A 12,451-nucleotide genomic window follows, 5' to 3' on the forward strand; every position below is an offset into this window, starting at 1 on the left:
AGATCGCCGGGCAGTTTCGGAATGGGACATCGTCAGGTCCCGGCCCGAAATTGCTGTGAAACCAGATCCCGGACTGCCGCCGCAAACGCTTTGCCGGTGAAGCCGACCGGGGTTCAATCAGCATCCGGACCCTTCATGGCTCGCAAGAAAACCACCCGAAGCCGCATCGAACCGTCGTTTGAAGGCGGCCGCTCGAAGGCGGTGTCGCGCACTCTTGCCGATGATCGCGTGGCCGGCAAATCGGCAGCCAAATCCGGATCCGCTCCGGCCAGGCGTCGCAAGAAAACCGGGACCAAGGCCCGCAGGCCGAAGGGGCGCACCTCCCGCGGCCGGCTGACGGGCGCGTTGCGCGCGATGGTCTATTGGTGTTTTGTGCTGGCGATCTGGGGCGGCATCGCCATTGCCGGCGTGGTCATTTTCTACGGCGCACGGATGCCCAGTGCAGCCACCTGGACGATTCCCGACCGGTCGCCCAACGTCAAGATCGTCTCTGTCCGCGGCGAGACCATGGCCAATCGCGGCGCCACCGGCGGCGAGGCGCTGCTCTTGGGCGAGATGTCGCCCTATATCCCGGAAGCCGTGATCGCCATCGAGGACCGGCGCTTCTATTCGCATTTCGGCGTCGATCCGATCGGCCTGGCCCGCGCCATGGTTGCCAATGTCATGGCCGGGCGGCTGGTGCAGGGCGGATCGACCCTGACCCAGCAATTGGCCAAGAACCTGTTCCTGTCGCCCGAGCGCACGGTTGAACGCAAGGTCCAGGAGGTGCTGCTGTCGCTGTGGCTGGAGCACCGCTTCACCAAGGACCAGATCCTGGAAATGTATCTCAATCGGGTGTTTTTCGGGTCCGGTGCCTATGGCGTCGAGGCCGCGTCGCGGCGTTATTTCCGCAAGCCCGCCCGCGATGTCTCGCTGGCCGAAGCAGCGCTTCTTGCCGGCCTGCTCAAGGCGCCGTCACGGCTCTCGCCCGCCCGTGATCCGAAGGCCGCCGAAGACCGGGCGCAAGTCGTGCTTGCCGCCATGCGTGATCAGGGCGTCGTCACCGACAGCGAAACCGCCACGGCGCTGACCAGTCCGCAAGTGCGCGCCAAGAGCTACTGGACCGGTTCCGAAAACTATGTCGCCGATCTGGTCATGCAGCGTCTGCCCGGCCTGGTCGGCAAGATCGCCGAGGATCTGGTTGTCGACACCACCATCGATTTCAATCTTCAGCACGAGGCCGAAAAGGCGCTCAGGACGGCGCTTGCCGAAAACGGCGCCAAGCTCAATGTCAGCCAGGGGGCCCTGGTCTCCATCGACGGCACCGGTGCGGTCCGGGCGCTGATCGGCGGGCGCGAATATGCCACCAGCCAGTTCGACCGCGCCACCGATGCCCTGCGCCAGCCCGGATCGGCGTTCAAGCCTTTTGTCTACACCGCAGCACTGGAACAGGGGCGCACACCCGTATCGGTGCGCAATGATGCGCCGGTGCGGATCGGCAAATGGACGCCGGAAAACTATGACAGCAAATATCGCGGCAAGGTCACGCTGTCGGATGCGCTGACCGATTCGCTCAACACCGTGGCGGCCCAGCTGGTCATGGAGGTCGGGCCGAAAACCGTGGTCAAGACCGCCCACCGGCTCGGCATCGAGGCGCCGCTGCAGGCCAATGCCTCGATCGCGCTTGGCACTTCCGAAGTGACGCTGCTGGAACTGACCGGAGCCTATGCGCCATTCATGAATGGCGGCTACAAGGCGACGCCGCATGTCATCCGCCGGGTCAGCACCCAGGACGGCAAGGTGCTGTATGAAAACACCTATGACAATCCGCCACGGGTCCTCGATCCGGCGGTCGCGGCGATGATGAACCAGATGCTGGTCCGGGTTGTCGAGGAAGGCACCGGCCACAATGCCAAGCTCGACCGCTGGCTGGCCGCCGGCAAGACCGGTACCACCCAGTCCTACCGCGATGCGCTGTTTGTCGGCTACACCGCCAATCTGGCCACCGGGGTCTGGTTCGGCAATGACGATGGCAAGCCGATGAAGAAGGTCACCGGCGGCGGCCTGCCGGCCCAGACCTGGAAGCAGTTCATGCAGGTGGCCCATTCAGGCCTGCCGCCGGTCAGTCTGCCGATCGGCGGCCCGGTGCCCCCCGTCGCCATCGACGGGCCTGGATCGGGCGAGGGCGATGCCGTGGCCGATCTGGTGCGCGGCCTGGCGCCGGTGCCGGTCTCGCGGGATGCGACGGGTGCCACCGGGCAGGGCTTTTTGACCCCGCCGGCCGATGTCGGCGGCGGTTCGGCGCCCAATGCCAATCCAAAGCGAACCACCCTGCTTGATATCCTGATGGGCAATTAATAGGTAAAGCGGCAGCTTGAGTCCGCAAAACAGACTTCAGCTCATAAACTGGCAGTGCTGTGGCGCTTGCAGTCTTGAGGCGACATTCTTATATACGCCTCAACGCTTCCGGCGGGCGCCGCTTTGCAGTGGTCTGGCCTGGATAGCGGAGACGGATGGCACTCGTCATCCTGTTTTCAGTAATGTCCCGTTAGGGGCTGTCGTATGGAACGCCTGACCGGGTCCCGGCAGCTCGCTTCAAGGAGAAAGTAATATGGCGAAAGTAATCGGTATCGACCTCGGAACCACAAATTCCTGTGTCGCAGTGATGGATGGCAAGGACGCCCGCGTGATCGAAAACGCGGAAGGCGCCCGCACAACGCCTTCCATGGTCGCTTTCAGCGACGACGGCGAGCGTCTGGTTGGCCAGCCGGCCAAGCGGCAGGCGGTCACCAATCCGGAGAACACCCTGTTTGCGGTCAAGCGCCTCATCGGCCGCCGCTATGAAGACAAGGCCGTGGCCAAGGACAAGGAGCTGGTCTCCTTCAAGATCGTCCGCGGCGACAATGGCGACGCATGGGTCGAAGCCAATGGCGACAGCTATTCGCCGGCACAGATCTCGGCGATGATCCTCCAGAAGATGAAGGAAACCGCCGAATCCTATCTTGGTGAAAAGGTCGAGAAGGCCGTCATCACGGTTCCGGCCTACTTCAACGACGCCCAGCGTCAGGCCACCAAGGACGCCGGCAAGATTGCAGGCCTTGAAGTGCTGCGTATCATCAACGAGCCGACCGCTGCGGCGCTGGCCTATGGTCTGGACAAGACCGAAGGCAAGACCATCGTGGTCTACGACCTGGGCGGCGGCACCTTCGACGTCTCGGTTCTCGAAATCGGCGACGGCGTCTTCGAAGTGAAGTCGACAAACGGCGACACCTTCCTCGGCGGTGAAGACTTCGACATGCGCCTGGTTGGATATCTGGCCGACGAGTTCAAGAAAGAGCAGGGCATTGACCTGAAAAAGGACAAGCTCGCGCTGCAGCGTCTCAAGGAAGCTGCCGAAAAGGCCAAGATCGAACTGTCCTCGCTGGCCCAGACCGAAATCAACCTGCCCTTCATCACTGCCGACGCCTCCGGGCCGAAGCACCTGACCATGAAGCTCAGCCGCTCCAAGTTCGAAAGCCTGGTCGATGATTTCGTCCAGCGCACCATCGGACCGTGCAAGGCCGCTCTCAAGGATGCCGGTCTTCAGTCTGCCGAAATCGACGAAGTGGTTCTGGTCGGCGGCATGACCCGCATGCCCAAGATCCAGGAAGTGGTGAAGAAGTTCTTCGGCAAGGAGCCCCACAAGGGCGTCAACCCGGACGAAGTTGTCGCCATGGGCGCGGCCATTCAGGCCGGCGTTCTCCAGGGTGACGTCAAGGACGTTCTGCTGCTCGACGTGACCCCGCTGTCGCTCGGCATCGAAACCCTTGGCGGTGTCTTCACCCGCCTGATCGACCGCAACACCACCATCCCGACAAAGAAAAGCCAGGTCTTCTCCACCGCCGAAGACAATCAGAATGCGGTGACGATCCGGGTTTTCCAGGGTGAACGCGAAATGGCTGCCGACAACAAGGTTCTCGGCCAGTTCGACCTCGTCGGCATTCCGCCGGCACCGCGTGGTGTGCCGCAGATCGAGGTGACCTTCGATATCGACGCCAACGGCATCGTCAATGTCTCGGCCAAGGACAAGGGCACCGGCAAGGAGCACCAGATCCGCATCCAGGCCTCCGGTGGTCTCTCCGATGCCGACATCGAGGCGATGATCAAGGAAGCCGAAACCAATTCGGAATCCGACAAGAAGCGCCGTGCCGGTGTTGAAGCCAAGAACCAGGGCGAAAGCCTGATCCATTCCACCGAGCAGTCGCTCAAGGAATATGGTGACAAGGTTTCCGAGGAAGACCGCACCGCGATCACCGATGCGATCGCGGCGCTCAAGTTTGCGGTTGAGGCGGAAGAAGCCGACGCCGAGGAGATCAATGCCAAGAGCCAGACCCTGATGGAAGTTTCCATGAAGCTGGGTCAGGCGATCTATGAGCAGAACCAGGCTGAAGGCGCCGACGGCGAAGCCGAGGCCGAAGGCGACGAAAAGGTCGTCGACGCGGACTTCGAGGAAGTCAACGACGACGACGGCGACGACGAAAAGAAGTCAGCCTGATAGGCGAACGCAACGGACCCGGGAGTTCTCTCCCGGGTCACGATCCGGCACCCCGGCCGGTAGCGGTAAGTGAACTCAGGACGTCGGCGGAGTAGTATGGCCAAGGCTGATTTTTACGAAACACTCGGTGTGGCGCGTGGCGCGGACGAGAAGGAGCTGAAAGGCGCCTATCGCAAACTTGCCATGAAGTTCCACCCGGACAAGAACCCCGACAATGCCGAGGCCGAGCACAAGTTCAAGGAGATCTCCGAGGCCTACGAGACCTTGAAGGATCCCCAGAAGCGTGCGGCCTATGACCGGTTCGGCCACGCTGCCTTCGAACAGGGCGGCATGGGCGGCGGCGGCATGGGTGGCGGCGGCGGTTTCTCGGACATCTTCGAGGATATTTTCGGCGAGATGATGGGCGGCCGTGGCGGCCGACGCTCGGCCGGTGGCCGCGAGCGCGGCGCCGATCTGCGCTACAATATGGAGATCTCGCTCGAGGAAGCCTATGAGGGCAAGACCGCGCAGATCCGTGTTCCCACATCCATCACCTGTGATGTCTGCAGCGGCTCGGGCGCCAAGCCCGGCACCCAGCCGACCACCTGCAGCACCTGCGGCGGCGCCGGTCGCGTGCGCGCGGCGCAGGGTTTCTTCTCGGTCGAGCGCACCTGCCCGACCTGTCACGGCCGCGGCCAGACCATCACCGATCCCTGCACCAAATGCGCGGGTCAGGGCCGCGTCACCGAAGAGCGCTCGCTCTCGGTCAACATTCCGGCAGGCATCGAGGACGGCACCCGAATCCGGCTGACCGGCGAAGGCGAGGCCGGTGCGCGTGGCGGACCTGCGGGCGATCTTTACATCTTCCTGTCCGTCCGGCCGCACGCGGTGTTCCAGCGCGAAGGCGCGGACCTTTATTGTTCGGTGCCGATTTCGATGACCTCGGCAGCACTTGGCGGCAAGTTCGAGATCACCACCATGGATGGCGCGCGTTCGCGCGTGACCGTGCCCGAAGGCACCCAGCCGGGTAAGGAACTGCGGCTGCGCGGCAAGGGCATGCCGGTGCTGCGTTCGGCCCAGTTCGGCGATCTCTATATCCGGATTACCATCGAGACCCCGCAGAAACTGTCCAAACGGCAACGTGAATTGCTGACCGAATTCCAGGAACTGTCCTCTAAAGAGACCAGTCCGGAATCCACCGGCTTCTTTTCGCGGATGAAGGGCTTTTTCGATACGCTGACTGACTGATCTTGCGGCCCGTACCGGCGTTGCTCAGGATATACCGTGTTTTACATCCAGGACCCGTCGTATAGATTGGGTTCTGGACCGGGTATAGACGCCGAAAGGGCAGGCCGTGAGTATCAGTTTTCCTGGACGGATCGCCAAGCATTTTGACGACGAGATCCGTTTTTTCAAAGGCTGGATGCACGGGCCCAGGGCCGTCGGCGCGATCATGCCCACCTCGTCCGTCACCGCGCGGTCGATGGCGCGGCTGATCAATCCCGCTTCCGGTCTGCCGGTGCTTGAGCTCGGACCGGGAACCGGCGTGATCACGCGCGCCATCCTGGCCCGTGGCGTTATCCCCTCCGATCTCGTCTCCGTCGAATTTTCCCCCGATTTTCATGCCCGCCTGATGGTCGATTTTCCCGGCGTCGATTTCATCTGCGGCGATGCATTCGACCTTGGCGTGACGCTGGGAAGCCTGAACACCAGCCTGTTCGATTGCGTGATTTCGGGTATTCCGCTGCTCAATTTTCCCATGGCCCGGCGCGTCGCACTGATCGAGGATCTTCTCGACCGCCTGCCGCCGGGACGTCCGGTGGTGCAGTTTTCCTATGGTCCGAAGTCCCCGGTGACCTCGCACGGCGCCAGTTTCGAGGTGATCCACCACGATTTTGTCATGCGCAACGTGCCGCCGGCGCGGTTGTGGATCTACAGGCGGACCCATTGATTTCATGAAGAAGCCGGTTGTGCGGCCTGTCTGCCCGGCAGGACGGCGCGGGCGCCGCGCAACCGGCAACACAGCAGCGGAGTAGCAGATGACACCCAAGATCCTGGTCTTGCCCGGCTCCAACCGGAGCGGTTCCTTCAACGCGGCCCTGGCTGCCGCCGCAGCGGTCGAACTGGCCCAGCAGGGTGCGGATGTGACCCGCATCTCTCTGGCCGATTACCCGCTGCCGATCGTCGATGAAAACCTCAAGAACCAGTCGGGCATTCCGGACAATGCCATGAAGCTCGGCCGTCTGATCGCCGCACAGGACGGGGTGTTTCTGTGTTGCCCGGAATATAATTCGTCGATCCCGCCGCTTCTCAAGAACATGATCGACTGGGTCAGCCTGATTGCGAAGGACGGCGAGCGGGCGGTCAAGCCCTGGGCCGGCCGCTACGTGGCGCTCGGCTCGGCCTCCAACGGCAAGTTCGCAGGCATCCGGTGCCTGTCGCATGTCCGTCCGGTGATGATGAATGTCGGTGCGCAGGTCGTCAGCGAGCAATGTTCGGTCGGCGGCGCGGCCTCCGCCTTTGGCGAGGACGGGCGGATCATCGACGAGCGCACCCAGGCAATGCTGACCAGGGCCTGCACCTCGCTGATCACCCATTGCGTCATGATGAACAGCCGCTGAGCCGCAGGCCGCGGGCCGCGGCGGCGGCGCGAACAGGCTTGCGAAGCCCGTGTCTTCATGCGAGTACCGGAAAACACGGAGGGAATGCATCATGGAAAATGCAGTGCTTGATCAAGCTTCGCCTGCCAGTGACACCATTGACCCGCGCCTGATTGTCGCGCTCGATGTGCCCAGCGTCGCCGAGGCCGAGGCGCTGGTGGCGCGCATCGACAATGAGGCGGTGTTCTTCAAGATCGGCTATCAGCTCGCCTTTGCCGGAGGTCTGCTGCTGGCGCGCGACCTCAAGGCTTCGGGCCGCAAGGTCTTTCTCGACATGAAACTGCTCGACATCGACAACACGGTTGCCAAGGGCGTGGAGAGCGTTGTCCGCATGGGCGTCGACATGCTCACCCTGCACGCCTATCCCAAGGCCATGCGGGCTGCAGTTGAGGCCGCGCGGGGCAGTGATCTCTGCCTGCTCGGCGTTACGGTGCTGACCTCGATGGACGCGGATGATCTGGCCGACGCCGGCTATGCCGCCACGCCCGAACAGCTGGTCCTGCGCCGCGCAGCCCAAGCGCGCGACGCCGGCATGGGCGGCATCGTCTGCTCGGCCGCCGAAGCCCGCGCCGTGCGGACCATCGTCGGTCCCGGCATGGCCATCGTCACACCGGGCATCCGCCCGGCCGGCGCCGAGCACGGCGATCAGAAACGGGTGATGACGCCGGCGCAGGCGCTCGAAGCCGGCGCCTCGCACCTGGTGGTCGGCCGTCCGGTCTCGGCGGCAAGCGACCCGGCCGCCGCTGCCCGCGCAATCCGCCTGGAAATGGCGCAATACTGACACCGGAGGGGAAGCCGACATGGCAAAGGGATACTGGATCGGGCGCATTGATGTGCATGATGCGGAGGCCTACAAGGCCTATGTCGAAACCGCGACGCCCGCCTACAGGGAGTTCGGCGCGACATTTCTGGTGCGTGGCGGCGAATTCGACCCGGTCGAAGGAAACGCCCGTGCGCGCAATGTCGTGATCGAATTCCCCACTTACGAGGCGGCGCTGGCCTGCTACGCCTCCGAAACCTATCAAAAGGCCCGGGCAATCCGCCAGAAAGTCTCCGATGGCGAGCTGATCGTCATCAAGGGCCACGACGGCTGAGGCACCGGGATCCGGTCCGGTCGATATGGCGCAGGACTTGGCCCTTCACCTTGCCGCCGTTTTTGACTATGAGCTTCGTTGACCATTTGCATTTGTCCTCGAAGCGGCAGCGGTTTGAGGCTAATGTCGCCTATTGAGACTATCCCCGCTGCAGCGGTTTTGCGTCAGACCTGACGCGGCGCTTCAGTCACATTTACCTGCCCCAATGATCCTGTCAGGGAGAGCACAGATGACATCGCTGAACCAACCCAAGCTCGTCACGGTATTCGGCGGGTCCGGCTTTGTTGGCCGCCACGTGGTGCGCGCACTCGCCCGCCGCGGTTACCGGATCAGGGTGGCCGTGCGCCGGCCCGATCTCGCCATTCACCTTCAGCCGCTCGGCGGCGTCGGCCAGATCATGGCCGTTCAGGCCAATCTGCGTAACCGCGATTCGGTCGACCGGGCGGTTCAGGGCGCCGATCACGTGATCAATTGCGTCGGCATTCTCTTCGAATCGGGCCGCAACACCTTTGATTCGGTCCAGGCCTTTGGCGCCCGCGCGGTGGCCGAAGCTGCCCGTGCCGCCGGCGCCGGCCTGACCCATATCTCGGCCATCGGCGCCGATGCCGAATCGGACTCCGATTATGCCAGATCCAAGGGTCTCGCCGAGGCAGCCGTGTCCAGGATCCTGCCCGAGGCGGTGATCCTGCGTCCCTCGATCGTGTTCGGACCGGAAGACGGCTTCTTCAACAAATTCGCGGAAATGGCGCGTTTCGCACCCGCCCTGCCGCTGATCGGTGGCGGCAAGACCAAATTTCAGCCGGTCTATGTCGGCGATGTTGCCGAGGCCGTGGCGCGCAGCGTCGACGGATTGCTGGTTCCCGGCACGGTGTACGAGCTGGGCGGCCCGCGGGTGATGAGTTTCCGGGAATGTCTTGAGGAGATCCTCAAGATCACCTACCGCAAGCGCGCGCTGGTGACCCTGCCCTGGGGCCTGGCCTCGCTGATCGGCAAGATCGCCGGTCTCATTCCCTTCATCGAGCCGCCATTGACCAGCGACCAGGTGACCCTGCTCAAGAGCGACAATGTCGTCTCCGCCGAAGCGGCCGCGGAAAACCGGACCCTGGCCGGGATCGGCATTGCGCCGGCCACCGTCGAGGCGATCCTGCCGAGCTACCTCACCCGCTATCGCCCGCACGGCCAGTACAGCGGCACGGGGAGCGAAGCCTGAGCGCCGCCGATCCGGCCTCCTTGTTTGCGGCGCTGATGCCGGCGGGACTGGAACCCTGGGTCGCCATGGTTCTGGTGTCGGCGAGCTTTTTCACCTCGGCGCTGACCGTGTCGGTCGGCATCGGCGGCGGTGTCGCCATGCTGGCGCTGATGGGCTATCTGGTCCCCGTCGCGGCCATCATTCCCTTGCACGGCGTGGTGCAGCTGGGCTCCAATGTCGGCCGCGCGGCGATTCTGCGCAGCCATGTTGCCTGGACCTGCCTGGCCGCCTTCCTGATTGGCGCCATTCCCGGAGCCTGGGCGGGCAGCAGTGCCGTCGGCGCCCTCTCCGATTCGGTGCTCAAGGCGGCTCTCGGGTTCTTCATCCTGCTGATCACCTGGCTGCGGCTGCCGCGTCTGGCCGCGATCCGGCTTCCCGGTTTCGCCCTTACCGGCGCCATCACCACCTTTCTCACCATGATCTTCGGCGCCACCGGACCGTTCAACGCGGTCGTGCTGTCCAAGACCTTTCCCGAACGGTTGCGGTTCCAGGCCACAACGGCTGCGGTGATGAGCCTGCAGCACCTGGTCAAGACCATCGCCTTTGCCTTGGCCGGCTTCGCCTTTGCGCCCTGGCTGCCGCTGATCGCGGCTATGATTGTCACCGGACTGGCCGGAACCTGGGTGGGGGCGAACATCCTGCGCAAGACATCCGAGAGCCGCTTTCAATTGATCTTCAGGCTCTGCCTGACCCTGCTTGCCATCGACCTGATCCGGCGCGGTGTTGCCGGAATGGCGCATGGTTAGCATTGGTTTAAGTTTATCCCGGTATAAATGGGGTCTTGCAGGAATAGGACTTGAACGGACAGCCGCCCCAGCGTAATTCGCCACAGCCTCTCATCATAAGCATGTTCCGGCGCGCAAGCGAACGGAAACCGACGCCCGGCAACGGGCGCTGGAGGGTTGAAAACGCCTGCCATGTGCATCTGCCGGAAGGTCATTCGTAAAGTTGAGTTTAATACAGGTCGGGAATTGAATTAATGGGCAAAACAGTCGTATCCGCATTCGCTTTTGCAATTGTGGTCATTCTGTCCGCATCGGCTTTCGCACCGCGCAGCGTCGCTCACTCGCCCAAGGGCTGCACCCCCGCCTATGGCGTGGATCCCTGCGCCGTTCAGGCCAGCACCGACTGATCTTCAGGATCATCTTGCAGGATCGGGCGACAGCGCCTGGTCCGGTGCCCGGGCTACGGATCTGCCGCCGGCCCGGCGCCTGCGGCCGTCACGGGCAGTTCATTCCGGACATGACCGTGGCGGGCTTCAGGCCATCAGCCACAGGCCGACGAGGCCGAGTGTGCCCACGGCGATGCGCCACCAGGCAAACACGGCAAAGCCGTGCCGCGAGACAAAGTCCAGCAGGCCGCGCACAACGATCACGCCGGCAATGAAGGCCATGACAAAGCCGACCACGATGGTGACGATGTCATCATAGGCGAGCTTGTCGTAATTCTTGTACAGATCCAGCGTGAAGGCGCCGACCATGGTCGGCATGGCGAGGAAAAACGAAAATTCCGCGGCCGAGCGCTTGTCGGCGCCCATCAGTAGCGCGCCGGCGATGGTCGCGCCCGAGCGCGAGGTGCCCGGAATCATCGCCAGGCACTGGAACAGTCCGATCTTGAACGCCAGCGGCAGCGGATAATCCATCACATTGGTGTATTTCGGCGTGAGCTTCATCCGGTCGATCACAAGCAGGATCACACCGCCGCCGATCAGCACCCAGCAGATCAGCGCGGTCGATTCGAACAGCACCGACTTGATGAAGCCATGCGCGAAGGCGCCAATCACCGCTGCCGGCAGGAATGCCAGCAGGATCGCGCCGACGAATCGCCGCGCCCGGGCGCTGGACGGAAGCTCCATGGCGAGTTTCCACAGCCTTGCGAAATAGACCGACAGGATTGCCAATATGGCGCCGAGCTGGACCAGAACCTCGAAACTGTTGCCGGGAGATTTGAAACCGAGGAAATGCCCCGCCAGCAACAGATGCGCGGTCGAAGACACCGGAACAAACTCGGTGAGACCTTCGATGAGGCCGAGAAATGCCCCCACAATTGTCGACTCATTCATTCTGGTGCCTGTTCCCTGTCTCGACTGATTTTCACGAAAATCCAGATGGATCGCCCGTTTTGCCACAAAGTCGTTGCCAAAATCCGGTCAGTGATTCGCTTGTCTTGCGGTGGGCCAATCCCTATAGCTTTATTTTCCGGAATCTGACCAGTCCCGCGCGTCGCGCCAACGAGAACGCCTCCAGCTTCAATAATGCCAGTTCTTTATCATCACACAGTGTCCGCCGCCTCGCGCTTCGCGCGGGTGTGTTTCAACGAGGTCGATTTTGCCGCTGAGCTCAGGGAAGAGCTTCCGTGGGAACGGCGTCCGGAATTTCTCAAGCTCAATCCGGCCGAGACCTTGCCGGTGCTGGTGACCGACAATGGCCACGCCCTGTGCGGTCCGCATGTTATCGCCGAATGGCTCGATGAATCCTTCGGCGTGTTCAAGCGTGACCGGCGGCTGCTGGCCGAAAATCCGTTCAGCCGCGCCGAGATCCGGCGGCTGATGGAATGGTTCCTGGTCAAGTTCGAGCAGGATGTCGTGCGCCCGCTGGTCCGCGAACGCTTCATCAAGCTGCAACTGCCCTCGAGCAAGGGCGGCAGCGCGCCGGACCCGAAGATGCTGCGCACCGGCCGCGCCAATATCCGCCAGCACATGAAATACCTGTCCTGGCTCGCAGGCTCCCGCACCTGGCTCGCCGGCGACCGCTTGAGCTATGCCGATCTCGCCGCTGCCGCCGCCCTGTCGGTGATGGACTATCTTGGCGAGATCGACTGGAACGAATATCCGCAGGCCAAGGAATGGTACCAGCGCATCAAGTCCCGCCCCTCGTTCAGGCCGCTTTTGACCGACCGGATCAGGAATTTGCCGCCGGTTGCGCATTACGCCGATCTCGATTTCTAGCTCGATGAC

General features: G+C 63.0%; 11 protein-coding genes. 10 read left to right on the forward strand and 1 reads right to left on the reverse strand.

Annotated features, from left to right (window positions below; genetic code table 11):
* The first annotated feature begins 135 nt into the window (after positions 1 to 135).
* The 9 genes from OEG82_RS02365 to OEG82_RS02405 all read left to right on the forward strand — a co-directional run bounded on the left by OEG82_RS02365 (position 136) and on the right by OEG82_RS02405 (position 10,241).
* On the forward strand, positions 136 to 2,337 hold the full coding sequence (locus OEG82_RS02365; protein WP_267610866.1) for a transglycosylase domain-containing protein: 2,202 nt from the start codon (positions 136 to 138) through the stop codon (positions 2,335 to 2,337).
* Positions 2,338 to 2,590: 253 nt separating this feature from the next.
* On the forward strand, positions 2,591 to 4,513 hold the full coding sequence (gene dnaK, locus OEG82_RS02370; protein WP_267610867.1) for a molecular chaperone DnaK: 1,923 nt from the start codon (positions 2,591 to 2,593) through the stop codon (positions 4,511 to 4,513).
* A 96-nt stretch (positions 4,514 to 4,609) separates the two neighbouring features.
* The gene (gene dnaJ / locus OEG82_RS02375) at positions 4,610 to 5,740 is read left to right on the forward strand and encodes a molecular chaperone DnaJ (RefSeq protein ID WP_267610869.1); all 1,131 of its coding nucleotides are present in this window, start codon (positions 4,610 to 4,612) and stop codon (positions 5,738 to 5,740) included.
* 106 nt (positions 5,741 to 5,846) lie between these two features.
* Complete coding sequence (pmtA, locus tag OEG82_RS02380) at positions 5,847 to 6,443, forward strand: phospholipid N-methyltransferase PmtA (RefSeq protein WP_425497516.1); 597 nt, start codon at positions 5,847 to 5,849, stop codon at positions 6,441 to 6,443.
* An 88-nt stretch (positions 6,444 to 6,531) separates the two neighbouring features.
* The gene (locus tag OEG82_RS02385) at positions 6,532 to 7,113 is read left to right on the forward strand and encodes an NADPH-dependent FMN reductase (RefSeq protein WP_267610870.1); all 582 of its coding nucleotides are present in this window, start codon (positions 6,532 to 6,534) and stop codon (positions 7,111 to 7,113) included.
* 91 nt (positions 7,114 to 7,204) lie between these two features.
* Entirely contained in the window at positions 7,205 to 7,933 is a 729-nt protein-coding gene (gene pyrF, locus OEG82_RS02390) for an orotidine-5'-phosphate decarboxylase (protein ID WP_267610872.1), read from the forward strand.
* Positions 7,934 to 7,952: 19 nt separating this feature from the next.
* The gene (locus OEG82_RS02395; protein ID WP_267610874.1) at positions 7,953 to 8,246 is read left to right on the forward strand and encodes a DUF1330 domain-containing protein; all 294 of its coding nucleotides are present in this window, start codon (positions 7,953 to 7,955) and stop codon (positions 8,244 to 8,246) included.
* Positions 8,247 to 8,475: 229 nt separating this feature from the next.
* A complete protein-coding gene (locus OEG82_RS02400) occupies positions 8,476 to 9,456 on the forward strand; it encodes a complex I NDUFA9 subunit family protein (RefSeq protein WP_267610876.1) in 981 nt (326 codons plus the stop codon).
* 35 nt (positions 9,457 to 9,491) lie between these two features.
* Positions 9,492 to 10,241, forward strand: coding sequence for a sulfite exporter TauE/SafE family protein (locus OEG82_RS02405; RefSeq protein ID WP_267610877.1), 750 nt, complete (start codon positions 9,492 to 9,494; stop codon positions 10,239 to 10,241).
* 512 nt (positions 10,242 to 10,753) lie between these two features.
* Here OEG82_RS02405 and OEG82_RS02410 read toward each other — a convergent pair.
* Positions 10,754 to 11,557: an undecaprenyl-diphosphate phosphatase gene (locus tag OEG82_RS02410; RefSeq protein ID WP_267610878.1), complete on the reverse strand. Its 804-nt coding sequence runs from the start codon at positions 11,555 to 11,557 to the stop codon at positions 10,754 to 10,756.
* A gap of 192 nt (positions 11,558 to 11,749) precedes the next feature.
* Between OEG82_RS02410 and OEG82_RS02415 the strand changes: the two genes are divergently transcribed.
* Positions 11,750 to 12,442: a glutathione S-transferase family protein gene (locus OEG82_RS02415; protein ID WP_267610879.1), complete on the forward strand. Its 693-nt coding sequence runs from the start codon at positions 11,750 to 11,752 to the stop codon at positions 12,440 to 12,442.
* Positions 12,443 to 12,451 lie beyond the last annotated feature (9 nt).

The organism is Hoeflea ulvae (genome assembly GCF_026619435.1).
Lineage (GTDB): Bacteria > Pseudomonadota > Alphaproteobacteria > Rhizobiales > Rhizobiaceae > Hoeflea > Hoeflea ulvae.

Excerpts from the sequence above, each read along its gene's own strand:
- OEG82_RS02365 (WP_267610866.1), top strand. The coding sequence starts at position 136 with ATGGCTCGCAAGAAAACCACCCGAAGCCGCATCGAACCGTCGTTTGAA.
- dnaK (WP_267610867.1), top strand. The coding sequence starts at position 2,591 with ATGGCGAAAGTAATCGGTATCGACCTCGGAACCACAAATTCCTGTGTC.
- dnaJ (WP_267610869.1), top strand. The coding sequence starts at position 4,610 with ATGGCCAAGGCTGATTTTTACGAAACACTCGGTGTGGCGCGTGGCGCG.
- OEG82_RS02385 (WP_267610870.1), top strand. The coding sequence starts at position 6,532 with ATGACACCCAAGATCCTGGTCTTGCCCGGCTCCAACCGGAGCGGTTCC.
- pyrF (WP_267610872.1), top strand. The coding sequence starts at position 7,205 with ATGGAAAATGCAGTGCTTGATCAAGCTTCGCCTGCCAGTGACACCATT.
- OEG82_RS02395 (WP_267610874.1), top strand. The coding sequence starts at position 7,953 with ATGGCAAAGGGATACTGGATCGGGCGCATTGATGTGCATGATGCGGAG.
- OEG82_RS02400 (WP_267610876.1), top strand. The coding sequence starts at position 8,476 with ATGACATCGCTGAACCAACCCAAGCTCGTCACGGTATTCGGCGGGTCC.
- OEG82_RS02405 (WP_267610877.1), top strand. The coding sequence starts at position 9,492 with ATGCCGGCGGGACTGGAACCCTGGGTCGCCATGGTTCTGGTGTCGGCG.
- OEG82_RS02410 (WP_267610878.1), bottom strand. The coding sequence starts at position 11,557 with ATGAATGAGTCGACAATTGTGGGGGCATTTCTCGGCCTCATCGAAGGT.
- OEG82_RS02415 (WP_267610879.1), top strand. The coding sequence starts at position 11,750 with ATGCCAGTTCTTTATCATCACACAGTGTCCGCCGCCTCGCGCTTCGCG.